Origin of the sequence: Nocardia sp. BMG51109, assembly GCF_000526215.1 — a bacterium.
GTDB lineage: Bacteria > Actinomycetota > Actinomycetes > Mycobacteriales > Mycobacteriaceae > Nocardia.
Window position 1 is genome coordinate 259278 of sequence record NZ_JAFQ01000004.1, and the last position, 23284, is coordinate 282561.

The 23284-nt window shown below is 68.1% G+C and carries 16 protein-coding genes; 8 read left to right on the forward strand and 8 right to left on the reverse strand.

Annotation, left to right across the window (positions count from 1 at the left end):
- The first annotated feature begins 112 nt into the window (after window positions 1-112).
- Window positions 113-520 (forward strand): GtrA family protein, encoded by a 408-nt coding sequence (locus tag D892_RS0102535; RefSeq protein ID WP_369801725.1) that lies wholly within the window; start codon window positions 113-115, stop codon window positions 518-520.
- A 133-nt stretch (window positions 521-653) separates the two neighbouring features.
- Here the strand turns inward: D892_RS0102535 and D892_RS0102540 are convergent, their stop codons facing one another.
- From D892_RS0102540 to D892_RS0102565, 6 genes are all read right to left on the reverse strand, one after another.
- On the reverse strand, window positions 654-1688 hold the full coding sequence (locus D892_RS0102540) for an Rpn family recombination-promoting nuclease/putative transposase (RefSeq protein WP_024799741.1): 1035 nt from the start codon (window positions 1686-1688) through the stop codon (window positions 654-656).
- 141 nt (window positions 1689-1829) lie between these two features.
- The gene (locus tag D892_RS0102545; protein WP_024799742.1) at window positions 1830-2900 is read right to left on the reverse strand and encodes an acyl-CoA desaturase; all 1071 of its coding nucleotides are present in this window, start codon (window positions 2898-2900) and stop codon (window positions 1830-1832) included.
- 348 nt (window positions 2901-3248) lie between these two features.
- Entirely contained in the window at window positions 3249-4961 is a 1713-nt protein-coding gene (locus tag D892_RS0102550; RefSeq protein WP_024799743.1) for an ABC transporter ATP-binding protein, read from the reverse strand.
- Complete coding sequence (locus D892_RS0102555) at window positions 4958-5818, reverse strand: ABC transporter permease (protein ID WP_024799744.1); 861 nt, start codon at window positions 5816-5818, stop codon at window positions 4958-4960. Before D892_RS0102555 ends, D892_RS0102550 begins: the two co-directional genes overlap by 4 nt.
- On the reverse strand, window positions 5815-6774 hold the full coding sequence (locus D892_RS0102560; RefSeq protein WP_024799745.1) for an ABC transporter permease: 960 nt from the start codon (window positions 6772-6774) through the stop codon (window positions 5815-5817). The genes D892_RS0102555 and D892_RS0102560 overlap by 4 nt, the downstream gene beginning before the upstream one ends.
- Window positions 6771-8357 carry an ABC transporter substrate-binding protein gene (locus D892_RS0102565; RefSeq protein ID WP_024799746.1) on the reverse strand — a complete coding sequence of 529 codons (1587 nt, stop codon included), beginning with the start codon at window positions 8355-8357 and terminating at the stop codon, window positions 6771-6773. Before D892_RS0102565 ends, D892_RS0102560 begins: the two co-directional genes overlap by 4 nt.
- A 274-nt stretch (window positions 8358-8631) precedes the next feature.
- Here D892_RS0102565 and D892_RS0102570 point away from each other — a divergent pair, with 274 nt between their 5' ends.
- Both D892_RS0102570 and D892_RS0102575 read left to right on the forward strand, forming a co-directional pair.
- On the forward strand, window positions 8632-10929 hold the full coding sequence (locus D892_RS0102570) for an arylsulfatase (RefSeq protein WP_024799747.1): 2298 nt from the start codon (window positions 8632-8634) through the stop codon (window positions 10927-10929).
- A 79-nt stretch (window positions 10930-11008) separates the two neighbouring features.
- Entirely contained in the window at window positions 11009-11323 is a 315-nt protein-coding gene (locus tag D892_RS0102575) for a hypothetical protein (RefSeq protein WP_024799748.1), read from the forward strand.
- Between the two features lie 2 nt (window positions 11324-11325).
- Here D892_RS0102575 and D892_RS0102580 read toward each other — a convergent pair whose 3' ends face one another.
- Window positions 11326-11763, reverse strand: coding sequence for a YdeI/OmpD-associated family protein (locus D892_RS0102580; protein ID WP_024799749.1), 438 nt, complete (start codon window positions 11761-11763; stop codon window positions 11326-11328).
- Between the two features lie 429 nt (window positions 11764-12192).
- Between D892_RS0102580 and D892_RS0102585 the strand changes: the two genes are divergently transcribed.
- The 5 genes from D892_RS0102585 (at window position 12193) to D892_RS0102610 (ending at window position 21541) form a co-directional block, all read left to right on the forward strand.
- Window positions 12193-16014, forward strand: a complete 3822-nt coding sequence (locus D892_RS0102585) for a nitrate reductase subunit alpha (protein WP_024799750.1) — start codon at window positions 12193-12195, stop codon at window positions 16012-16014.
- An 86-nt stretch (window positions 16015-16100) separates the two neighbouring features.
- The gene (narH, locus tag D892_RS0102590; protein WP_024799751.1) at window positions 16101-17834 is read left to right on the forward strand and encodes a nitrate reductase subunit beta; all 1734 of its coding nucleotides are present in this window, start codon (window positions 16101-16103) and stop codon (window positions 17832-17834) included.
- Window positions 17835-18090: 256 nt separating this feature from the next.
- Complete coding sequence (gene narJ / locus D892_RS0102595; protein WP_024799752.1) at window positions 18091-18771, forward strand: nitrate reductase molybdenum cofactor assembly chaperone; 681 nt, start codon at window positions 18091-18093, stop codon at window positions 18769-18771.
- Window positions 18768-19511, forward strand: coding sequence for a respiratory nitrate reductase subunit gamma (gene narI / locus D892_RS0102600; protein WP_024799753.1), 744 nt, complete (start codon window positions 18768-18770; stop codon window positions 19509-19511). Before narJ ends, narI begins: the two co-directional genes overlap by 4 nt.
- A gap of 245 nt (window positions 19512-19756) precedes the next feature.
- Window positions 19757-21541: an HNH endonuclease signature motif containing protein gene (locus D892_RS0102610; protein WP_024799754.1), complete on the forward strand. Its 1785-nt coding sequence runs from the start codon at window positions 19757-19759 to the stop codon at window positions 21539-21541.
- 317 nt (window positions 21542-21858) lie between these two features.
- On the opposite strand, the gene D892_RS0102620 is transcribed toward D892_RS0102610, so the two are convergent.
- The gene (locus tag D892_RS0102620) at window positions 21859-23013 is read right to left on the reverse strand and encodes a DNA-binding transcriptional regulator (protein ID WP_156959352.1); all 1155 of its coding nucleotides are present in this window, start codon (window positions 23011-23013) and stop codon (window positions 21859-21861) included.
- Between the last annotated feature and the right edge of the window lie 271 nt (window positions 23014-23284).

The window sequence follows — 23284 nt, forward strand, 5'->3', positions numbered from 1 at the left end:
ACCCGCCGATCACCTTTCGGTTACCTGCCGATGGCACCGTGGCGGCATGCTGGCCGACACGAGTGCCGAGACGGCGGGGCGAGCCGCGTGGTTCCATCGATGGTGCGAAGTGGTGGTTTCGCGACTCCCCTGGGGACTCGACCGGGTGGTTCCCGCGACATTCCTGGGTTTCGCGCTCATCAACAGCTGCACCTTCGCGATCGATCTGATCCTGCTCACGGCCCTGCACGGCTGGTGGGGCATGCCGCTGCCGATCGCCGTGACGGTGGCTTACGCCTGCGCGTTCGGGCTGGCGTACCTGGGCAACCGAACCCTGAACTTCCGCTCGCACGCGGCGGTGGGCCCGCAGCTCACGGTGTACGTGATAGTCGTGGTGATCAACTATCTGGCGTTCATCCTCGGCGTATCCAGCCTGCTGAGCGCGATCGGCGTCGAATACCACCTGGCCCGCATCACCGCCGGCGCCTGCGAGGCGGTGTACATGTACTGCGCCATGCGCTGGGTGGTGTTCCGGCGCTGACCGCGCACCGGCCCGGAAGCCCGGTGGACCCAGCCGGATTCGCCCGCACCACAGGTAGTCGGCACGGCAAGTTGCCAGTAGTTCGGCGCCGCCCGCGTGCTCTCGACAGCCGACGTCGGCGTGCGTTCCAGGGTCAGGCGAGCATCTCGTCGAGCGTGGCGGCGGTCAGCACGCGGGTCGTCCACGCGCGAACCTGAGCCGGATCTGCGGATCGGACTTCCTGGATGACGGCGGCCGACAACGGGCCGAACTTCACGGTCATCTGCTCGAGCAACGCCTCCGCGCGACCTTCTGCGCGCCCCCGTGCCTCGCCCCGCGCTTCTCCCCGCGCTTCGCCCCGCGCCTCGATGACTGCTTCCGTGGTCACGATTGCCTCCTTCGCGTGCGGACCCAGCCGCTCGAACACCGTCGTCAGATCACCTTCGGACGTTTCGCCGACCTTGAAGATATAGGTCAGCACAGCCTTCAAATCACCGAGCGGATCCGGACCGGCCTCCAATGCACGCAGCTCTTCCAGCAAATCCAGCATAACCCGGTCCAGCTCGGTATTGCGGGGTGCGGTCCGCAACAACACCAGCAACACCCGCACTGCCGGCGTCAGATCCCGCGCACGCAACTCCTGTGGATCGACCACCGCCACGTCGTCGAGCAGGAACCGCAACCGCGGCAGATACGGGCCCATCGTTTCCCGTCCGGCCGGGTCGATGTCGAGCAGTTCGGCGAGTTCGGTGGGGGCTGACCACGCCCGTCCTCGCGCATTCACGTGTACGACGACAGGGATCACCACCGGCAGTGTGGTGGCCTTCGCGACGCGGCCGGGAGTGTGTTTGTGTTCGTCATGATTGCGGGTCAGATGCTGGCGCCAGATAGCGACCATATATTCCAGCATCCGGAACGCCATGAACCGATCGCTACCGGACTGGTGTTCCAGCAGTATGTAGATGTAGGCAGCGTGACCATCCAGACGTGTGCGGAACAGTAGGTCGCTGAAGCGGTTCCGCAATTCCGGTGAGATGAAACTGCCCGGCTGAAGTTCCAGGTTCGCCCAGTCGACCCGGACGGTGAGCGCTTCGGGCACGAGCGGGCGGATTTCCGAGGCCGCGTTCTCACCACGCCCCAGCACTTTCCGGGCATAGGAGTCATGGGGGTTGGACCACTCCGCGGGCATGACGGCGACCCTACGCCCGGCCACCGACAACCGATCAACAAACAAACCGCCCAGGATGCTCGGGAATCTCGGCTGCCCGGCGACCTGGTCACCCCTCCCCGGCTACTCGAACGATCTGGGCCGTACACCGTAACCGCGGCCCTATGCGTGGCCCGGCATCCGGTCGGCGGGGCGGAGGGGTGCGCCGGCGTGGTGCAGGTGCCGCAGCGCCTCGCTGTAGGAGGAGATCAGTCCGGTCTCGTGGTAGGGCACGCCGATTTCGGTGCAGTAGTCGCGGACGATCGGCTGGGCATGACGCAGATTCGGCGTCGGCATGTTCGGGAACAAGTGGTGCTCGATCTGATAGTTGAGCCCGCCGAGGGCGACGTCGGTCAGCAGGCCACCCCGGACGTTGCGGGAGGTCAGCACCTGCCGGCGCAGGTAGTCGGGGCGGTCGTCGCCGGTCAGGGTCGGCATGCCCTTGTGGTTCGGGGCGAAGATGCAGCCCATGTACAGGCCGAACAGCGCCTGGTGAACCGCGAGGAACGCGAGGGCCTTGTCGGCGGGCAGGACCGCGAACACCGCGGCCAGATAGGCGCCGAAGTGGCCGAAGAGCAGCGCGCCCTCCATGACGCGGTGTTTCATCGAACGATTCCCGAGTGCGCGTACACCGGACACGTGGAGGTTCACGCCCTCCAGCATCAGCAGGGGGAAGAACAGGAATGCCTGCGCCCTCCCGACGAGTCGAGGCAGACCGCGGCTGGCCCGCGCCTGCCGCTGTGACCAGACCAGAATGTCGGGCGCGACATCGGGATCGAGTTCCTCGTGGTTCGGATTGGCGTGATGCCGGGTGTGCTTGTCCTGCCACCAGCCGTAGCCCAGGCCGATGCCGGCGTTGCCGACGACCCGGCCCATGACCTCCGTCGGCCGTCGCAGCCGGAAGACCTGGCGGTGCGCGACATCGTGCATGACGAGTGCGACCTGAGCGAACGTCACGGCCATGAGCGCCGCGACCACGAGCGTCCACCACGAGTCGCCGACGAGGACGAATGCCGCCCAACCCGCCACGAACGCGAGGGCGACGAGGCCGAACCGGACGGCGTAGTAGACGGGCCGCCGGTCCATCAGTCCCGCGTCGGAGATCCGGCGCAGCAGCCGGGCGTAATCACCGCCCGTGCCGCCGCGCCGCGATGACCGCGTAGAGGACTCTGGGACCAAGGCCGGTGTCGTCATAAATCTTCCTGAGAGCTGAGTCGAAGATGCCACCTCCGCCCGTCCTCGATGCCGACCGGAGATCTGATCCCGCGGGCACTGCTCGGTGTGCCGCGGGCTGGGTGACTATTGCTATACCCCGAAGCTATCGGCTGAACTCTCGTTACGTGTAGTCCCCTGGTATGAGATTTGGGACCGGACTGCGGTGTGACATCGAATATCCGCCGTCGACCGGCAAGGCGCGCACCGGCCACCGCCGCTGTCGATCACGACGCGACGCTATGCCCGGAATCGGAGAAGGCGCCGGTCACCGACGGCGGGTCGCGCGGATCTCGTTCACGCACAGTCACTTCCGGCCACGGCGCGGGTTCAGCTCCCGAAACCGAGGGACCGGCGGCGGGCGCGATCGGGGTCGGGGATCGGTACCGCCGCAAGCAACCGGCGCGTGTATTCGGCGCGAGGGCTGCCGAAAACCTGTCCGGGGGAACCAGTTTCGGCGATCGAGCCGTCGCGCAGCACCACGACGCGGTCGGCTACGCGGTGGACGACGGCGAGGTCGTGGCTGATGAACAGGCAGGCGAAGTGGTATTCGGCGCGGAGGTCGGCGAACAGGTCGAGGACCTGGGCCTGGACCGAGACGTCCAGGGCGCTGGTGGGTTCGTCGGCGACCAGCAGGCGCGGCGCCAGGGCCAGGGCACGCGCCAGGGCGACTCGCTGGCGCTGGCCGCCGGACAGCTCCCCGGGGCGGCGCTGGGCGTAATCACGGGGCAGGCGAACGGATTCGAGCAGGTCGCCCACCTTGGCCCGCAGCACGGTTCCACCGGCCACCCGGTGTACGAGCAGCGGTTCCCCGACGGAGTCCTCGATCGTGCGCCGGGGATCCAGCGAGGCGGCCACGTCCTGATGCACCAGCGCGACATTCTTACGGACGGCACGCAGTTCGCGCGGGCTCAACCCGCTCAGCGAGGTGCCGTGCAGGGTCACCTCGCCGCTCTGCGCGGGCACCAGCCCGAGCGCGGCACGGCCGAGCGTGCTCTTGCCCGAACCCGATTCGCCTACCAGACCGATCACCTCGCGGGGCGCCACGGACAGCGAGACATCGTGCAGAGCCCGGAACCGCTTGCCGCGCGACCGGTAGACGACCGAGAGTTCCGTCAATTGCAGAACCGGTTTCGGATCGGATTCCGGCGACAGCGGACCGGGCGTCGTATCCTCCACTGCCCCAAAATCGTTCACCTCCGTACCGGTGCCGGGTAACAGCGGCACCGAGGACAGCAGGTCACGCGTGTAGGACTCCCGGGGTGTGGCGAACAGCTCGCGCACCGGCCCCTGTTCGATCACCCGTCCACCGTGCAGGACCACCACCCGGTCGGCGACCTCGGCCACCACGCCCAGATTATGGGTGATGAACAGGATGGTGGTTCCGTTGCGGCGCTGCAGTTCTCGCAGCAGATCGAGGATCTCCGCCTGCACCGTGACGTCCAGGGCGGTCGTCGGCTCGTCGGCGATGAGCAGGTCCGGTTCTCCCGACAGGGCCAGGGCGATGACCACGCGCTGCTTCTGCCCGCCGGACAGTTGATGCGGGTACCAGCCGGCCCGCCGCTCCGGTTCCGGAATGCCGACAAGTCCCAGCAGCTCCACCGCGCGTGCGCGGGCGTCCGCGCGGGAGATCGGTCCGCGAGCGCGGAGCGCCTGGCCGATCTGGGTGCCGATCTTCTGCACCGGATTCAGCGCGGTCTGCGGCTCCTGGAACACCATCGCGACCCGGGTGCCGCGCACGTCCTGCAACTCCCGCTCGCTCGCGCCGATGATCTCGGTGCCGCCCAGCACGATCGACCCCTGCGGCTCGGCCCCCTCGGGCAGCAATCCGAGCACGGAGCGGGCGGTCATCGACTTGCCCGAGCCCGACTCCCCCACCAGCGCCACCACTTCACCGCGCCGCGCGGTCAGATCGATGCCGTCGACGACGGTCCGCGCCCCGAACCGCACGGACAGCCCGCGGACATCGAGCACGACGTCGGCCGTCCCGCCGGGCACGCGTGGCGAATCCGCCACGCGCGGCACCGTATCGGTGATACTCATCCGATCCTCCTCGCCCGGCCCAGCCCCTGGGCGATCAGCAGGAACCCCAGCGTCAGCCCCGCGACCACCACCAGCGGCCCGGCCGCCATCGCCGGATTGGCATCCATGGTCGACAACGACTCGGCGAGTAGCGATCCCACCGACGGCTGCGGTGGCCGCACCCCGAGCCCGATGAAGCTCATCGCCCCGTCGACCGCCACGGCGATCGACATCGACAACGCCAGCTGCACCGCCAGCGGTTCCAACACGTTGGGCAGCACATGTTTTCGCAGCGTCCACCAGGTTCCGGCGCCGATCACCTCGGCGGCCTCGATGAACGCCTGCTCGCGCACCCGCAGCACCGCGGTGCGCAGCTGGCGCCCGAAGACCGGCACCTCGGCGGCGACGATCACGATGATCACGGCGTGCGCCCCGGGACCGGTGATCGCGGCCAGCGCGATGGCGAGGATGAGCGCGGGGAATGCCAGCACGACATCGAACACCCGCTGCGCCACGGTGTCGGCGACCGGGTGCAGACCCGCCACCAGTCCGATCGCCGAACCCAGCACCGCGGCGACCGGCACCGCGACGAAGACGATGAGCAGATCGACCCGCAGGCCGTACAGCAATCGCGCGAACACGTCGCGGTTCAGGTCGTCGGTGCCCAGCCAATGCTCGGCGCCGGGCGGCACCAGGTTCGCACCGACGCTCTGCGTGAGCGGGTCGTAGCGGGCCAGCAGCCCCGCGCACACTCCGGCGAGCACGATGACGCCGACGAGAATCAGGCCGGCCAGCGTCTGTCCACGCCACCAGGACCGGCGGCCGACGGAATCCGCTGCCGTCGAGAGGGTTTCGCTCTGCGAGACCGCGCCGGTCATGCCTGCCCGCCGATCCGGATCCGCGGATCCAGCCAGGCGTGCACGACGTCGGTGAACAGCTGGATCGCCACGAACACCGTCACCGACAGCAGCAACAGCACCTGCACCACCGGATAGTCGCGCCGGTTGATGCCCTGCTCGATGAGCTGACCGATGCCCGGCCACGCGAACACCGCCTCGACCAGCACGGCGCCGCCGAGCAGATGGCCGGTCTGGATACCCAGCGCGGTCAGCATGGCCGGCAGCGCATTGCGCAGCGCGCCCCGGGCGACGATCTGCCGGCGCGGTATCCCCTGCGAACGGGCCGTCAGCACATAGGGTTTGGCGAGTTCGGTGCGCAGCGCCTCGGTGAGGAAGCGGGTCAGCGCGGCGGCCACGGGGAGCGCCAGGCACACCGCGGGCAGCACCAGATACTGCACGGCGATATCCGGCCGCGCGAGGAAACCGTCCGGCGGCACCCCGCCCGCGGGCAGCACGGGAATCACCACCGCGAACACCAGCACCAGCAGCACACTGGTCACGAACGGAGGCAGCGCGACGGCCACGGTGTCGGCGGCCGTGACGACGGTCCGCAACCACCGGCTGGGCCACACCACCGACGCCACACCGAGACTCAGGCTCGCCACCACCGCGAGCAGCAGCGCGGAACCGGTCAGCACCAGCGTATTGGCCAGCCCCTGCCCCACCAGCTCGGTGATCTGCCCGCCGAGGACGTAGGACCGGCCGAGGTCGAAGGTGACCAGGCCGCGCAGCCAGCTCAGGTACTGCGCCGGGAGGGAACGATCCAGCCCCAGCTGGTGCCGGATGGCCTCGATGCTCTGCGGTGTCGCGTCCGGTCCCGCGAGCGTGCTCGCCGGATCACCCGGAACCAGCCGCATCAGCAGGAAGATCAGCACCGACGCCACGAACAGCACCAGGGCCACGGAAGGCAAGCGGCGCAACAGATATCGGGTCACGACAGGAATGCCTCCGTGAGTAGGGTCTCGCGGCTGCGGGTCCAGTTCACCCCGTGCACCCGCTTGGACGCCGCGGCCTGCAGCAGCCGCGCGCCGATCTCGATGAGAAACAGCCCCTCCAGCAGCCGGTCGCTGACGTCCCGGTAGGCCGCGACCGCGCCGGGTCCGGTGCCATCGGCACGCCGCCAGGCGGCGTCGGCGGCCGCGACGTAGGCCGGGGATTCGTAGTTCGACGCGTTCTTGCGCGCGTTGAACGGATAGGCGCTGACGTTGAGCGTGGACGGCGTGTATTGCGCCCAGGAGTGGTCGGTCACCCACAGGCCCGGAAACTGGCCGCCGATCAGCTTTTTCACGAAGGTGGCGTCGTCGGTCGGGTCGAGCGTCACGTCGATGCCGATCTCGGCCAGGTTGGCCTGCACGATCTGCGCCGTCGCGGCGTAGACGGGGAGGGTGACGTTGTAGGTCAGCGGGATCTCCGGCGGCTTGCCGAGCTGCGCCATCAGCTCGCGCGCCCGGTCCGGGTTGCGCGCGAACCGCGTATTGCGCCCCTCGTCGTAGGCGGGAGAAGTCTTGGGCCACGGGACGTTCAGCGGGTAGCCGGCGCCGCGGAAGATCTCGGTGATGATGCGTTCCCGGTCGATCGCGTACGCGATCGCCTGCCGCAGCCGGACATCGGCAAGCGCCGGATTGCGCACGTTCACACCGACATACACCTGCAGTTCGGCGCCGTCGTAGGTGATGGACTTGAATCCGGCTCGCTTGGCGAGGTTTTCGATATCGCGGGAGTTCAGCCCGTGTGCCAGCCCGACCTGGCCCGACCTCAGCGAGTTCAGCTGGGCCTGGCTGTCGGGGATGATCGACAGCTGCACGCCGTCCAGATACGGCCGATCGGGCACCCAGTACCGTTCGTTGCGCTCGAACACCAACCGGCTGTTGGGGATTCGCTCGGTCAGCCGGAACGGGCCGGTGCCGACGAACTCCTCGCCCACGGCCGCCCGGTCGAGGGTGTCGCGATCCAGCATCGGCGCGGTGTTGAGCAGGTCGAAGATATTGCCCAGCGGGTGCGCGAAGGTGAGCACGACGCGATGCGGTGCGCTGGTGTCGAAGCCGGTGACGGCCGCGGCCGTGCTCTTCAGCTGCGCGGTCCACTTCGGGTCGGCGTAGGTGCGCAGCGAGAACTCGACATCGGCCGACGTGAACGGGCGTCCGCTGTGAAAGGTGACGTCGTCGCGCAGGTCCAGCGCGAGCGACAGCCCGTCCAGCGCCAGGCTCCACGACTTCGCCAGCAGCGGTTGGGGTTCCAGCCGGTCGTGCGGGTAGCGGACCAGGGTCTCGTAGACCAGGCCGACCAGCGCCGGCATCGTGGCGGTGTTGGTGAGCAGGTTGGCCGGGACGATATCCCACGGCGTGCCGACCTTCAGCGTTCCGCCGTGCACGGGCGTCGCGTCGTCGCCGGCCGCGTCGAGTTCGCGCACGGCCGACGTGCACGACGCCAGCGCACCGCCGCCGGCGACCGCGAGCGCGGCGGCTCCGGCGCCGCGCAGAAAGGTGCGCCGCCCCAGGGCTGCGGATGGTGAACTCATATCGGGATCCTCGGAATACGACCGTGTGCCGGTCGGCTGCGGTGCTCGCACGGCACCGGGGGCGAAGCGGATTCGGTGGGGCGCGCCGATGCCGGCGTCAGTCACATCCGAAACGGCAGCGGCACGACGGCTCGCCGGAACTGTCTCCGGGCGGCCGGGGTCGACTCGCGTGCATGGCGTTCACGCTAACCAGCCGGATGCGGCCGGGCACCGGTTGCGCGCACTCTGCGTCAAACTCTGGTGAACCGCCTCGGCGGGCGGTTTCGCTGGACCGATGTCAGTGCCCGACCACGCCCGCGGCTACGAGAACTTCACCGGAACCGCCGGCCGCACCGCCGCCGATTCCACCCCGCGATGGACCTCTCCGCCGACCGCCCCCGCGCAGGCCCCGAACATCATCGTGGTCCTCGTCGACGACATGGGCTTCAGCGATATCGGGCCGTTCGGTTCGGAGATCGAGACACCGAACCTGGACCGCCTGGCCGAGCGCGGGATCCGGCTCACCAACTATCACACCACCCCGCTGTGCTCGCCGTCGCGGGCCGCGCTGCTCACCGGAATCAATGCGCACCGAGCGGGTTTCGGATTCGTCGCGAATGCCGATCCGGGCTATCCGGGGCTGCGCCTGGAGCTCGCCGAGGATGTGCTCACGCTGCCGGAGATCCTGCGGGAGAACGGCTATGCCACCTACGCGGTCGGCAAGTGGCATCTGGTACGCGACGCCACCATGAACCCTGCGGCACACCGTGGTTCGTGGCCGACACAGCGCGGTTTCGACCGCTACTACGGGTCGCTGGAGGGGTTCAACTCCTTCTTCTACCCGAATCAGATCGTTTCCGACAGCTCGGTAGTCGATGTCGAGTCCTATCCCGACGACTACTACGTCACCGACGACCTGACCGACAGGGCGATGTCGTATCTGAAGGACCTGCGGGCGCACGACGCGACGAAACCGTTCTTCTTGTATTTCGCCCACGTCGCCGTGCACGGCCCCCTGCAAGCGAAGCAGGTCGATCTGGACAAGTACCGGGGCCGCTACGCCGAGGGCTGGGACCGGCTGCGGCACAGCCGTTTCGCCGCCCAGCTCGCGCAGGGCCTGTTCCCGGCCGGGACACGGCAGAAGCCGCGCAACACCGAGCCGGGATACGAGGCCCAGGAATGGGATTCGCTACCGGCCGACCAGCAGAGCCGTTTCGCCCGCTACATGGAGGTCTACGCGGCGATGGTCGACAACATCGACCAGAACCTGGGCCGGTTGCTCGATACGGTGGACCTGCTGGGTGAACTCGACGACACCATCGTGGTGTTCACCTCCGACAACGGCGGCACCGCCGAGGGCGGTCCGATCGGAACCCGCAGCTACCTGGCGGAGTTCGCGCACGTCGACGATCCGGACTGGGTCGGCGACGTGCCGCACGACGAGGAGTTGATCGGCACCGCCCGGCTCGGCGTGCACTATCCGCGCGGCTGGGGCCAGGCGTCGAATACGCCGTTCCGGTTCTACAAGGGCCAGACCTTCGCCGGCGGCGTGCGAGTACCGTTCGTCGTTTCCTGGCCGAAGGGGTTGCCCGCCAACGAGATCCGCCGCGAGTACACCTACGTGACCGACCTCGCCCCGACCCTGCTGGAACTGGCGGGCCTGCACCGGCCCGGCGTGCGCAACGGGAAGCCCGCCAAGGACTTCGACGGCGTCTCGGCGGTGCCGGTACTCCGCGATCCGCGGGCCGGCTCCCGGCACCTCGAGCAGTACTCGGAGATGACCGGGCACCGCGGCTTCTACCGCGACGGCTGGAAACTGCTGGCCCTGCACGAACCGGGCACGGATATCGACGACCCGCGCTGGCAGTTGTTCGACGTGCGGACCGACCCGACCGAACTACACGACGTCGCGCAAGATTTTCCGGACAAGGTCGCCGAACTGGCCCGCGCCTGGGACGAGGCCGCCTGGCGCAACACCGTATTCCCGCTGCTCACCCGCGCGGATCTGGCACGGCGCAGGCCCGAGGAGGCCCGGTTGGCCGAGCCGGTGCGGTTACTACCCGGCACCCCGACCCTGGAGCGGTACCGATCCCAGCGGCTGATCGCCTATCGCGACTTCACCGTCACCGCCGAACTGGGCGGATATCGCTCCGGGGACGAGGGCGTGCTGGTGGCGCACGGCGACCCGCAGGGCGGCTACCTGCTGTATGTCGAGGACGGCCGAGTCGTGTTCGGGTACAACGGCTACGGCCGCTACGCCACCGCGACGGCCCCGCTCCCGGTGGGGGCGCGGGAGATCAGCATCACCGCGTCCGTAAGACCGCGGCTGCGCTGGGATTTCGCCCTCGGCATCGACGGCACGACGGCCGCGCGCCTGCCCGATCGGGTTCAGCTGGTCGGCATGTCGCCGTGGACGGGCATCTCCGTCGGCCTCGACGCCCGCGGACCGGTGGACTGGGACCTGCGTCAACGCCGCGGACCGTTCCGCTACACCGGCGACCTGCGCGCGGTCACCTACACCTCGGGAGAGCTGCGCGTCCCCGAGCGGACGGCCCGTGCCGTCGAGTCGGAGGCCGAACTCGTAGCCGAATAACCGGGTCCCGTCGAAGACGGCACACCGATCGGACCGAAATCGGCCCCAACGGAGAGCGCATCGATGCAGGATAGGGATTGTGCAGCCGCATCGGCACGTTCCGTGGGTGGCCGCCGCGGGTGCCGCGACCGTGTGGACCGCCGTGGCGGCCTGCAGTGTTGCGATCGGCCTGTTCGCGGCCGCCGACACCCGCTGCGGATCCACCACGCCCCGAGTGGATATGGCCGGCGGCTGGTGGGTCATCGCCACCCTGGCCATCTGGACGCTGCCGTTCGCCCTGTGCGCGTTCGTGTTTCGCTCGCGCTGGGCGGTCCCCGCCGCCTGGGTGGCCGTCGTGGTCGACCTGGTCGTGGTCGCGGCGATGTTCGCCAACCCGATGCGTTTCTGCTGGTGAGGCTATCCGCGCAGGCCGTCGAGGATCTTGTCGATGCGCCGGGCGCGGGTCTGCGCTCGCTTGGCGTCGGAGACGGAGGCGGCGTGCTCGCGGCGGCGGGTGTAGGACAACCGGTCGAACTGCTCGCGCAGGCCCGCGGCGGTGAGGGCCGCGGCCAGGTCGTCGGGGACCGCCACCGTGCGTTCGGCGGTGTCCCGTTCCACGGTGACGCGCACCGTCTCACCGGGTTCCTTGCCGAGAGCCGCGCGGATCGCCTTCAGCAGCCCGATGCACGGGCCGTCGCCCATCGACACGATCGACCCGACGTACTCGACGCCGTCGAAGGTGGCACGCACCGGGATCCGGCCACCGCCGCCGAGCGCCGCCACCACGCCGGCCGGCACCGGGACGTACGCGCCACCACCGCGGGCCGCACGGATGGTGGCCTCGAATCGCTCCATGATCCGCACCCTATCCGGACACCGGCGGGGGGTGGTGGAAATCCGGTGGCGACCGCCTGGCAAACGATTTACCACGCGGTAATTCGGGCGCCGTAGCCTGGGCGTCGCCGGTCGCGCCGTGGTGGGAAAATCGGCCCCTGCCACGGCTCCCGGATATGTAAACAAATGTAAAGTGCCCGAGAACCAGCCGTTTCCAAAGCATCACCCGACCGGCCCGGCACGACCCCCCGAAACCTCGGAAACCGGTATACGCCCAGGTCGCCTCCGAGCAGGTCGGGTCGCATCGCTACGGCACAGTGACCACCACGTTTCCCCGGCCTCACAGCTCACCGGCCCCCTCGGAGCGTTGTGAGAGAAGCGTTTTACGGCACCTCCCGACGTCCTTACTCTCGGAGCAGCAGCCCGGATTCTCAGCTCGAAGGGGGCGCTGTGGTTATTTCGCATACGAATGGACGAGCCGACGGCTCGGGCGACGCGCTACTCCGGTTGGGCAAATATTTCCACCGCGGCGAGGTGGCCGACGACCTGCGAACGGTGCACAAGGTGGGCGGGCGCGACGCCGACGAGTTCTATCGCGACCGGTGGGCGCACGACAAGGTGGTGCGCTCCACGCACGGGGTGAACTGCACCGGATCCTGCTCGTGGAAGATCTACGTCAAGGACGGCGTGATCACCTGGGAGTCGCAGCAGACCGATTACCCGTCGGTCGGCTCGGAGAAGCCGGAGTACGAGCCGCGCGGCTGCCCGCGCGGCGCGTCGTTCTCCTGGTACACGTATTCGCCTGCGCGCGTGCGGTATCCGTATGTGCGCGGGGTGCTGCTGGAGATGTATCGAGAGGCCAAGGCGCGGCTGAAGGACCCGGTGATGGCGTGGGAGTCGCTGGTCGAGGATCCGGAGAAGGCGAAGCGGTACAAGGCCGCCCGCGGCAAGGGCGGATTCGTGCGCGCCGAGTGGTGGGAGGCCGCCGAGATCGCCGCGGCCGCGCACGTCCACACGATCAAGCGGTACGGACCGGACCGCGTGGCCGGGTTCTCGCCGATCCCGGCCATGTCGATGGTGTCGCATGCGGTGGGGGCGCGGTTCATCTCGATGCTGGGCGGGTCGATGCTGTCGTTCTACGACTGGTACGCCGATCTGCCGGTGGCCTCGCCGCAGGTGTTCGGCGACCAGACCGACGTACCGGAGTCCGCCGACTGGTTCGACGCCGGCTACCTGATCATGTGGGGCTCCAACGTGCCGGTGACGCGCACCCCGGACGCGCACTACATGACCGAGGCGCGCTACCGCGGGCAGAAGGTGGTCGTGGTCTCGCCGGACTACGCCGACAACACCAAGTTCGCCGACGAGTGGGTGCCGGCCCGGCCGGGAACCGATGCGGCGCTTGCCATGTCGATGGGGCACGTGGTGCTGAAGGAGTTCTTCGTCGACAAGTCCACGCCCCGTTTCCTCGACTACGTGCGGCAGTACACCGATCTGCCGTTCCTGATCACCCTCGACGAGCACGAGGGCTGGAACGCCGACGGCGAGTACCGCGGACATACCTGGGTGCCCGGAAAGTTCCTCACCGCCGCCGATCTCGCCGCGAGCGGGCTCGCGGAGTTCGGCTCCGAGGGCGCCGAGCACAAGACGGTGCTGCTGGACGCCGACGGAAATCCGGTGGTGCCGAACGGCACGCTGGGCCACCGCTTCTCCGAATCCGGCGCCGGGCACTGGAATCTGGACCTGGGGGACGTCGATCCCCTGCTGACGCTGCACGGCCGCACCAACGACGCTGCGGCCGTGCAGTTTCCCCGCTTCGACGGCAGCGAGGGCGGGGTGCTCACCCGCGGGGTACCGACCAGAATCGTTGCGGGCAAGCGGGTGACGACCGTGTTCGATCTGCTCCTCGCTCAGTACGGCGTGGCCCGTGACGGCCTGCCGGGCAACTGGCCGACCGGCTACGACGATCCCGACGGGCCCTACACACCGGCCTGGCAGGAGGCCATCACCGGCGTCCCGGCCGTGCAGGCGGCGCGCATCGCCCGCGAGTTCGCCGACAACGCCGATCGGTCCGGCGGCCGCTCGATGATCCTGATGGGTGCCGGCACCAATCACTGGTTCCACTCCGATCAGATCTACCGGTCGTTCTTCACGCTGACGCTGCTGACCGGCTGTCAGGGCGTGAACGGCGGCGGCTGGGCACACTACGTCGGCCAGGAGAAGTGCCGACCCGTGACCGGCTGGGCGACACTGGCATTCGGCCTGGACTGGCAGCGGCCGCCGCGGCAGATGCAGGGCACGGTGTACTGGTACCTGGCCAACGATCAGTGGCGCTACGACCCGTTCACCGCCGAATCCTTCTCCTCCCCACTGGCATCGGGGCGGTTCGCCGGGCGCACCGCCGCCGACAACATCGCGCTGGCATCGCGGCTGGGCTGGATGCCGTCGTATCCGACCTTCGACCGCAATCCGCTGGACCTGGTCGACGAGGCCGAGGCCGCGGGCAAGACGCCGCAGGACCACGTGGTCGACGGGCTGAAGTCCGGCGACCTGCGGTTCGCGTGTGAGGATCCGGACGCGCCGGAGAACTTCCCGCGCTGCCTGACGGTGTGGCGGGCGAACCTGCTCGGCTCGTCCGGTAAGGGCAACGAGTACTTCCACAAGCATCTGCTCGGCGCCGACTCCAACCTGCAGACGACCGACACCACCGGAATCCGGCCGCAGGAGCTGGAATGGCGCGACGAGGCGCCCAGCGGGAAGCTGGATCTGCTGCTGTCACTGGACTTCCGGATGACCTCGACCACGCTGTTCTCCGATATCGTGCTGCCGGCGGCGACCTGGTACGAGAAGCACGACCTGTCCTCGACGGATATGCACCCGTTCGTGCACGCCTTCTCCCCCGCCATCTCCCCACCGTGGGAGGCGAAGACCGATTTCGAGGCGTTCCACCGCATCGCGCGCGGATTCTCCTGGCTGGCCGAGAAGCACCTCGGTGTCCGCAAGGACCTCGTCGCGGTGGCGCTGCAACACGATTCCCCCGACGCGCTGGCCCAGCCCGGCGGCCGGGTGCTGGACTGGAAGGCCGGCGAGTGCGAGCCGATCCCCGGCCGGACCATGCCGAAACTCGTTGTGGTCGAGCGCGACTACCCGAAGCTCGCGGAGAAGATGGCCGCGCTCGGGCCGCTGGTCGAGTCGCTCGGCCTCACCACCAAGGGCGTCACCACCCACCCCGAGGCCGAGGTGAGCTATCTCGCCGGCGTCAACGGCACCGTGATTTCCGGTGCCGGACAGGGCCGTCCGTCGCTGGCCAAGGACATCCACGCGGCCGAGGCGATCCTGGCGCTGTCCGGCACCACCAACGGGCGGCTCGCGGTCGAGGGATTCCAGGCCCTGGAACGCCGCACCGGAACGGAGCTGGCCGACCTGGCGGCCGAGCACGAGGGCAAGCGAATCACCTTCGCCGACACCCAGGCCCGGCCCGTTCCGGTGATCACCTCGCCGGAATGGTCCGGCTCCGAGACCGGCGGGCGCCGCTACTCGCCGTTCACCATCAACACCGAGCGGCTCAAGCCCTGGCACACCCTCACCGGCCGCCAGCACTTCTACCTCGACCACGACTGGATGATCGAACTCGGCGAACAACTCCCGATCTTCCGGCCACCCCTCGATATGACCGCCCTGTTCCGGGAGCCCGGCGTCGGCGAGGTCGGCGAGCACGGCGTCACCGTGCGCTACCTGACCCCGCATTCGAAATGGTCGATCCACTCGGCCTACCAGGACAACCTGCACATGCTCACGCTCTCCCGCGGCGGTCAGGCGATCTGGATGTCGGAGCTGGACGCCGCGAAAATCGGTGTGGCCGATAATGATTGGATCGAGGCGATCAACCGCAACGGTGTCGTCGTCGCCCGCGCAATCGTGAGCCACCGCATGCCCGAGGGCACCGTGTTCATGTACCACGCCCAGGACCGTGCCGTCGCCGTGCCCCGCATCGAGGGACCGAAGAACAACGGCGGCAGTACAAATGGGGCCTCCTCCGGCGGCGGTACAAATGGGACCTCCTCCGGCGGCGGTGCCAACGGCGACTCCTTCGTCGGCCGCGGTAAGCGCGGCGGTATCCACAATGCCCTGACCCGCATCATGATCAAGCCCTCGCATCTGATCGGCGGCTACGCCCAGCAGTCCTTCGCGATCAACTACCACGGCCCCACCGGCAACCAGCGTGACGAGGTCACCACCATCCGCAAACGCTCCCAGCACGTGGAGTACTGACATGCCCCGCGCCGGAACGACCGGCAACGCCACCACCGTCCGGCGGCGGTACACGTCGTCACGGAAGGAGTACTGACATGCGTGTCATGGCACAGCTGGCCATGGTGATGAACCTGGACAAATGCATCGGCTGTCACACCTGCTCGGTCACCTGCAAGCAGGCGTGGACCAACCGGGCGGGCACCGAGTACGTGTGGTTCAACAACGTCGAAACCCGTCCGGGACAAGGATATCCGAAGCAGTACCAGGATCAGGAGAAGTGGAAGGGCGGCTGGCGGCTGGACCGCAAGGGCCGGCTCACCCTGAAATCCGGGTCGCGAATGAAGCGGCTGCTCAACATCTTCGCCAATCCGGACCTGCCCACGGTGTCGGACTACTACGACCCGTGGAGCTACGACTACGACAATCTGCTGAGCGCACCGGCCATGGACACCACCCCGGTGGCCAAGCCGAAATCGCTGATCACCGGCGAGGATACGAAGGTCACCTGGGGCGCCAACTGGGACGACGACCTGGGTTCCGGCCCGGAGCAGGTCGGCAAGGATCCGTTGCTGGCCAAGCTGTCCGAACAGGTGAAGCTCGAGTTCGAGCAGACCTTCATGTTCTACCTGCCGCGCATCTGCGAGCACTGCCTCAACCCGTCCTGCGCGGCGTCGTGCCCCTCCGGCGCGATCTACAAGCGCACCGAGGACGGCATCGTCCTGGTCGACCAGGACAAGTGCCGCGGCTGGCGGCAGTGCGTCACCGGCTGCCCGTACAAGAAGATCTACTTCAATCACAAGACGGGCAAGGCGGAGAAGTGCACGTTCTGCTACCCGCGCGTGGAGGTCGGCATCCCGACGGTGTGCTCGGAGACCTGCGTGGGGCGGCTGCGCTACATCGGGGTCATGCTGTACGACGCGGACGCCGTGCTCGACGCGGCGTCCGCGACCGACGACACCGACCTCTACCCGGCGCAGCTGGGCGTGTTCCTGAACCCGCACGATCCGCGCGTGATCGCCGAGGCGGAGCGCGCCGGAATCTCGCCCGAATGGATTGCCGCGGCGCAGGATTCGCCGGTCTACAAGCTGATCGTCGACTATCAGATCGCGCTGCCGCTGCATCCGGAGTACCGGACCATGCCGATGGTCTGGTACGTGCCGCCGCTGTCGCCGGTGGTCGATGTGCTGTCGGAGACCGGGAACGACGGCGAGAACGTGTCGAACCTGTTCGGCGCCATCGACGCCCTGCGCATCCCCGTGGAGTATCTGGCCGAACTGTTCACCGCGGGTGATGTCGGCCCGGTGCGCGCGGCGCTACAGCGGCTGGCCGGTATGCGGTCGTTCATGCGCTCGATCAACCTCGGCCAGGAGCCCGACCTGTCCATCCCGGAGTCGGTGCGGCTCGAGCCCGAGGAGATCGAGGCCATGTACCGGCTGCTGGCCATCGCCAAATACGAGGACCGCTACGTCATCCCCAGCGGAGCGACCTCCCGTGCGCACGAACTGGATTCGCTGGCGACCGGGTGCAGCCTGGACACCGACGGCGGCCCCGGTATGACCGCCTTCGACACCATGGTAGAGAAGTTCCACCTCACCGACACCAACGGCGCCGCACCCGAGGAGAAGTCGAACCGCGTCAACCTGCTCAACTGGGACGGCAAGCACACCGACGGCCTGCTGCCCGAGCGGAACGGGGCGAAGGGCAACGGGCACAACGGGTCCGGCGCCGACGGAGCCGACCGCGTGTCGGCGGTCGATACGAACGGCAATGGCTCCCACGCCGATACAACAGGCGGTTCCGGCGCCACCACGCCCGCGCCGAGCCGGGTGGCGAGATGACGTCTCACCCCCACATCCGGCCCCGACGGTCGGAGGCGGCACAACGACCGCGGAGGTCGCGGCCGAGGGCTCGATACCCGTCCGATCCGATCCGACCCGACACGGTAGCCCGGCCCGCCCGCACGTGGCACGTCGCATCGTCGCGGCGAGAGCCGGGTTCCGGCGGCATCTCTCGCCGGTCCGCTCGACCACCGGAAACGCCCGATCGCCGACGTCCGCCCGGACGACGGGACGGCCGCGACGGAAGGACCACCCGATGAGCCTGCTGAAACTACGCCGCCGCCCCGAGCCGGCCGTGCGGATGCCCGAGCGCGACCGCCGCCTGGTGTGGCGGATAGCGGCACTACTGCTCGACTACCCCGGCGAGAAAACCCTGGGTATGGCGGAGGAACTGAGTGCCGCCATCGCGGAATTGCCGGACGGGGTGCGCGACGACCTGGACCGCTTCCTCGTCCATCTGTGCACCACGGAACCGCTCACCCTGGCCCAGCAGTACGTCGAGACCTTCGACCTGCGCCGCCGCGCCAGCCTGCACCTGACCTACTACGCCTACGGCGACACCCGCAAGCGCGGCATGGCCCTGCTCAGGTTCAAGCACGCCTACCGCCACGCCGGCGCCGAACTCGACGACACGGAGCTGCCGGACCACCTCCCGGTGCTGCTGGAGTTCGCCGCCACCGTCGATCCGATCGGCGGCGAACGCCTGCTCGGCGAGCACGTCCCCGTCATCGAGTTGCTGCGACTGTCGCTGTCGGACAGCGGATCTCCGTACGCGGGCGTCCTCGCCGCCGTGGTCGCGACCCTCCCGCCGCTGACCACCGCGGACCGCCGCCGCATCGCCGAGCTCGCCGCCCAGGGCCCGCCGGAGGAAGAGGTCGGCCTGGACCCGTTCGCCATGGACCCCTCGCTGTTCGCCGGAACGGAAGGCCGACGATGACCACAGTCCTCTGGATGACCCTGCCCTACGTGGCATTCACCTCGTTCCTGCTCGGCCACCTGTGGCGCTACCGCAACGACCAATTCGGCTGGACCACAAGGTCTTCCCAGATCTACGAGAGCCGCCTGCTGCGCCTGGGCAGCCCGCTGTTCCACTTCGGGATGCTCGGCGTCATCGGCGGGCACGTGCTCGGCGTGCTCATCCCGGAGTCGTGGACGGCGGCGGTCGGCATCTCCGAGCACGTCTACCACCTGGTCGCGGTCTCGGCGGGCACGATCGCAGGCGTGGCCGTCATCGCGGGCATCGCCATCCTGCTCTACCGCCGCCTCACCGTGCCCGCCGTCCGGCAGGCCACCACCACCAACGACAAGGTGATGTACGTCCTGCTCGCCGGGGCCCTGATCACCGGCCTGCTCAATACCGTAGGCAGCAACCTGCTCTGGGGCAGGCACAACTACCGCGAAACCGTATCCCCTTGGTTCCGAAGCCTTTTCACGCTCCACCCCGAACCCGAGCTGATGATCGGCACCCCCTGGACCTTCCAGGCCCACGGCCTGCTGGTCCTCACCCTCATCGGCATCTGGCCCTACACCCGCCTGGTCCACATGTTCAGCGCCCCCATCGGCTACCTGACCCGCCCCTACATCGTCTATCGCAGCAAGGAACAAGACGCCCCCGACAAGCGGCGCTACGCCCGAGCCTGGGAATCCCCGGCGGTCCCACCGACCCGAACCCGCTGAGCACCCCGCAGATCACAAGTCGCCTCCGCCGAACAGCTCGACGACGCGGATCCGATAGTAGGCAGCGGTGACCGCAGGCTGCTCCGAGCCCGCACCGAACTCGGCCGCACCACCGCGGATACGAACTCGAGTCAACGGTGACCGGGGCCGGGCCGGTTTCGGCACCCGGAATGCACCGCAGATGCTCTCCGAGGCCGATGTGAAAAGCGTTGTCCAACAATCAAGTCCACACTAATATCGAACACATGAGCGACAGCGTGGCGATCCTCGACGGCGAGCGGGAACTGCTCGCCGAAATCGCCGCGGCCGCTCGCGAGGAGGCCGCCGCGGCCGCCCGGAAGATGGCGCTGGCGGCACAGTATGTCGCCCTGCGGTCCGATCACGCCGCTGCCGCACCCGGGGCCGATTTCGATGCGGAGGCTGCTCGGAGGTCGGGGATCGCGGAGGTGGCACTGGCTACCACGAACAGTTATCCGGCCGTCGGTGCATGGATCCGCACCACCCGAACTCTGGAGCGGCACAACGATATCCGGGAGGCGTTCGTTACCGGCCGGATCGGCACGGCACAGGTGCGCACGATCTGTGAACACACCGCCGCGGCCCCGGCGGCGGTCGTGTTCGCCATCGAACCCACCGTCGTCGCGGTGGCGCAGCGCCTGGCGCCACGAGCGCTGGGGGTCGAGATCGATCGGCTACTGCTGGAATCCGATCCGGAGGGCGCCGAGCATGCTGTCGAGCGGGCACAGCAGAGTCGGCGGGTGAATTCGCAGCGGGCGCCGCACGGAATGGGTGCGGTCAGGGCGGTGCTTACCGCCGCGGAGACCACCGAGATCTGGCAGCAGCTGCGGCAGATGGTCAAGACCGTGTGCGCCCTCGATCACCGCGATGTGCAGCAGCGCTATGCCGACGCCTACATGGCGGTGGTGCGCGGACACAGTAGCCTGCGATGCACCTGCCAGAGCGCGGACTGCGCCGCCCGCCACAACCCGGTCCATGCCACGCCCGAGGTTCAGCTGCACATCAGTTGCGATGTCGACACCCTGCTCGGCATCGGCGGTAGCCCGGCCGTCCTCGACGGCTACGGCTGCCTGGACGCCGCCACCACCCGTGAACTCGCGAAAGACGCGACCTGGCAAGCCATCATCCACACCGCCGAGCGGCTCGACATCGCTCCCACGCGCTCAGCGGTCCACGCGGGCATGGCGCCTGCCGATGTCGGCGCGGAGGCGATGGCCGCCAACAATCCGTTGCTGGCGACATATCCTGGCCACAAGATTCGCCGCCGCACCGAGCCGAGGCGCGACCGCACCCGGAACAGTCCACATATCGACAACAGTCCGCATATCGACTGCGGCACAAGACATTTCGAAACATATTCTGACGATTCCCCCGCAGCCGACGCCGTCAGTGCGGGTTCGCCGTCACGGCCACGTCCGGACACATCCGTCGAACACAGCGCCGCCGCACGAGAATTGGTCCCCCAGCCGCCCCCGGACACTGGGGTGAGCGTCGCCCGCACCCGCCGCCTACCCGCCGGCGCCGTATTCGGCACGGCTCCGCGCCGCACCACCCGCCCCTCCCCCGTGCTCTGGCAACAGGTCATCGACAACCTCGAAGCCATGGCCGACAAGAATCCCGCGGCAATTCGCGCCTGGGATCCACACGGGCACGGCGGATTTCACCAAGCACCACCCGGTGCCCTCACCTACCAACCCGGTGCCGCACTCACCGCGGCGGTCCGGCTGCGCGACGGGACCTGCCGCCACCCGGGCTGCACCACCCCCGCCACCGACTGCCAGATAGACCACATCGTCCCCTTCGACCACCGCAACCCGGCAGTGGGCGGCTGGAGCGTCCTCGGCAATCTGCAATGCCTGTGCCGACTCCACCACGCCCTGAAGACCGCCGAACTCTGGCAATACGAAATGCTCGGCCTCGGCATCATCCACGCCTGGAACACCCACGGCCAACAGGGGTTCACCCTGCCCGCCCACCGGGCAGCCCGACCTGCCGGAACGGGAGTCGTCTAGAGTTCGAGCCTACAGGTTCGGGATGTCGCTCGCGGTTGTGTCCGCCAACGCGCCCAGGCGTAGTGAATGCGCCGCTCACCGAGCACGATAACTACGTGCGCTCGATAGCGTTCAGTCCGGACGGGCGGCTTATGGTCACGATCGCCGAAGACGACGATCTCATCCTCTGGGAGACATCCGATTCGGCGAGCCGCTCATCCGGCGGGGGGCCGCCGAATGAGCGGCTCGACCACATCCCGTAGCATCCAGTATTGTTGTGGCACAACGCGTAATTCTATTAATGCGTGCGATAATCCTATGTCACTGTATTCGGTCGATCATCGGATGAACAGCACCTCATCGGCGACCGCATCGAGATCGCGCAGTGCACAACTACCGTCCCACGGTGACAGCAGATCACGGGTCTTCCGGTAGTTCTCCCGCAACCGTGGCGAGGTGTTCTTCCTGGCGAGTTGAACGGCTTGCTTGGCGGCGTCGGTGGCGCGATCGAGGTCCTGCGGTGCGGTGAGCCGAGCCAATCGGAGCAGTGTCGAAGCCTGATCGCGTACAGCATCCGACGGGATGAGTGGCAACGACTCCTCCACTGCCTCAGCCGCACCCCGGCGGTCGCCGGTCGCTTCCAAGACGGAACCGTTGAGGTAGATGGAGACCCATTCGGCCATCATGTAGGCGTACGACTGGGCGGGCGTCGTCCTGTCCGTGTATTTTCGCGAGACAGTTTCCAGCTGTTTACGGGCATCCTGTCGTCGGTTGGCGTGCGCGTACGCCTCCGCAGCGTGCAATGCCAAGAGGTCGGCCATCCGGGGGTCACGTACTCGGATGGCCAGCGCACCCTCGGCGTAGTCGGCGGCATCGGAGTACCGGTGGGTCCCCACAGCGAGACAGGTGCGATCTACCAGGATCCCGGCTTGCACGTCGGTGTCGCCCGCCTCTAGTGCGTGCTCGTATGCCTGCTTGTACAGCCGGTCGGCCAGCCTGGTCTCCTTCTGATCCCATGCCGCCCACGCGCTGGAAGCAACCGATTCAGCGGTCAGCCGTGACAGATCAGGTTTCAACAGCTCCGGGCAGTACGGCAACAGCGACGTGCAGGTACGCGCCGCGGCGTCGATGAGCGGTTTAGCGGCGTCGGAACCCAGTGAGTCGTCCAGCAGCTTCAGCGTGTGCACGGTTTGCCGCAGATGCCCGATTGACGCCGGGGTGACAGTCGGCGTAGCCGAACCCGCTGTGGCTGCCGCCAGAGCCGCTGTCTTCAGGAATTCCCTTCGATCCACGTCATCCTCCTCGACGAGCACTTCGAAACGTGCTCGCACCACAGGATCCAGTGTTGCGCAAACCTCGTCCAGCGCAAGCTGGGCGGTCTTATTAATACCGGATTGTCCTCTCTCCCAACCACTTACAGTTCTCTGGCCGCAGCCGAGCATCCGGGCGAAGTCGGCCTGACTCATCCGCAGCGCCATGCGCAGCGCCTTCACTGCCGCGCCCGTCCACCAAGTGGTCACATCGCCTCGCTAGAAATCGCTAAAGCCCGTGTAGTCCTACCCTTTGCTCAGGATCGTTGCAGGTCCAGCCTTGTTACGTACTGGAACAGAAAGATTGCCCGATCTGAGTCAAAGGGAATCCGAAAATGGGCTGGAGTTGGACCCACAAGTGGCGGAGTGTCCTCGCGGCAATTTCGCCATCCCTCGCGGTTCTGGCCTTCGGCGTCTCCGGGCGCCTCCCCGCCGGGGTCTTCCTTCATCGCCC

What these genes read in the sequence shown, in the direction of transcription:
- D892_RS0102565 (WP_024799746.1), bottom strand. Translation starts at nt 8,357, where the DNA reads ATGAGTTCACCATCCGCAGCCCTGGGGCGGCGCACCTTTCTGCGCGGC.
- narJ (WP_024799752.1), top strand. Translation starts at nt 18,091, where the DNA reads ATGAGCCTGCTGAAACTACGCCGCCGCCCCGAGCCGGCCGTGCGGATG.
- narH (WP_024799751.1), top strand. Translation starts at nt 16,101, where the DNA reads ATGGCACAGCTGGCCATGGTGATGAACCTGGACAAATGCATCGGCTGT.
- narI (WP_024799753.1), top strand. Translation starts at nt 18,768, where the DNA reads ATGACCACAGTCCTCTGGATGACCCTGCCCTACGTGGCATTCACCTCG.
- D892_RS0102555 (WP_024799744.1), bottom strand. Translation starts at nt 5,818, where the DNA reads ATGACCGGCGCGGTCTCGCAGAGCGAAACCCTCTCGACGGCAGCGGAT.
- D892_RS0102550 (WP_024799743.1), bottom strand. Translation starts at nt 4,961, where the DNA reads ATGAGTATCACCGATACGGTGCCGCGCGTGGCGGATTCGCCACGCGTG.
- D892_RS0102545 (WP_024799742.1), bottom strand. Translation starts at nt 2,900, where the DNA reads ATGACGACACCGGCCTTGGTCCCAGAGTCCTCTACGCGGTCATCGCGG.
- D892_RS0102540 (WP_024799741.1), bottom strand. Translation starts at nt 1,688, where the DNA reads ATGCCCGCGGAGTGGTCCAACCCCCATGACTCCTATGCCCGGAAAGTG.
- D892_RS0102570 (WP_024799747.1), top strand. Translation starts at nt 8,632, where the DNA reads ATGTCAGTGCCCGACCACGCCCGCGGCTACGAGAACTTCACCGGAACC.
- D892_RS0102580 (WP_024799749.1), bottom strand. Translation starts at nt 11,763, where the DNA reads ATGGAGCGATTCGAGGCCACCATCCGTGCGGCCCGCGGTGGTGGCGCG.
- D892_RS0102610 (WP_024799754.1), top strand. Translation starts at nt 19,757, where the DNA reads ATGAGCGACAGCGTGGCGATCCTCGACGGCGAGCGGGAACTGCTCGCC.